This is a genomic window from Stenotrophomonas sp. YIM B06876, assembly GCF_030711595.1.
Classification (GTDB): domain Bacteria; phylum Pseudomonadota; class Gammaproteobacteria; order Xanthomonadales; family Xanthomonadaceae; genus Stenotrophomonas.
Map to the genome: position 1 here is coordinate 1 of NZ_JAUJUJ010000292.1, position 1,052 is coordinate 1,052.

2 protein-coding genes are annotated in these 1,052 nt (G+C 59.7%); both read left to right on the forward strand.

Annotated elements, in window-relative coordinates; all coding sequences use genetic code 11:
* Positions 1–405 (forward strand): hypothetical protein (locus tag QZH66_RS16820; protein ID WP_305807000.1); only part of this gene is annotated, 405 nt, incomplete at its 5' end.
* 351 nt (positions 406–756) lie between these two features.
* A complete protein-coding gene (locus tag QZH66_RS16825) occupies positions 757–978 on the forward strand; it encodes a hypothetical protein (RefSeq protein ID WP_305807001.1) in 222 nt (73 codons plus the stop codon).
* Positions 979–1,052: the final 74 nt, after the last annotated feature.

Consider the following 1,052-nt stretch of genomic DNA (forward strand, 5'->3'; position numbering starts at 1 on the left):
GTGATGGTGCTGGAGCTACTTTGGTCGACCCTGTTCTCCGGCACCGGTCCATGGGCGGTTTCGCACCTGATCGCCGCCATCGTGATGGGGCCAGCGACGCTGCAGTCGAGCGAATTCAGCGCCGCTGTGGTGGCCGTGGCGCTGCTGGCCCACTATGTTCTCGGTATTGCCTTTGGTTTGCTGCTCGCGATCACCATCGCGTCTCTCTCGCTGGATTCGAGCGTGGGCATGGTGTCGGTGGTTGGTGTGGTGTTTGGCGCATCTCTGTACCTGCTGAATTTTCATGGCATGACCCGCTTCTTTCCTTGGTTCATCGATTGGCGGGGCACCGAGACCCTGTCGACGCACCTTGTCTTTGGTGTGACGGCGGCCCTTTTGTACTGGAAGCTCAATCGTCGGATTTGACTCTGGTCGCCATGGGCAGTGCGGCTGCCATGCTGCTGCGGCCGGAGGGATTGTCAACGTGGCAGCAAGGGCACGCATATGCTCTTTGCCGTGGTGCTCGTTGCCATCGTTTTCGCCTCGGTGCTGTTTCACCTGATCAGCCCTCGGTGGACAACCGCTAGCCTCGAACTGGCAGTCCATGGACGATGCGCTGACGATCACGCTGCCTGGTCGCCGGTTTCTTTTTCGTCACCATCAATCGTTTCCTCGCCTACACGCTGCTGCGCTTTCGCGACTGCGATGGCGGTCGTGCCTCCTATGAACCCGAGAACAACTGTTTGGTATGCATGTCGGGGGGTGGATGTGCCATTGATGAGGATCGCGCTGGTGAGCTTCGTGCTGATCACCAGCAGCGGCACCATGGCACTGGCGGTGAACTGCGCCTACCGCCGCGACCGTGTGAATGCCGCCACGCTGAGGCTGGTGACGGCCACCTTCGGTGAGTTTTTTGTCGCCGTGCAGGGCTTCGAATGGATTTGTTTAATAGCGTTATGCGCTCATACCCATTGGGTTGCATGCGAATTTGTGCACTAAAGCGCACGCCAATGCGCCCTGCCCCACTCATCAGCCAGCCCGGCGCTGCAATTGGCAGGCCTGCCGTGCCAATG

Coding starts and splice junctions, on each gene's coding strand:
- QZH66_RS16825 (WP_305807001.1), top strand. CDS start 757: ATGAGGATCGCGCTGGTGAGCTTCGTGCTGATCACCAGCAGCGGCACC.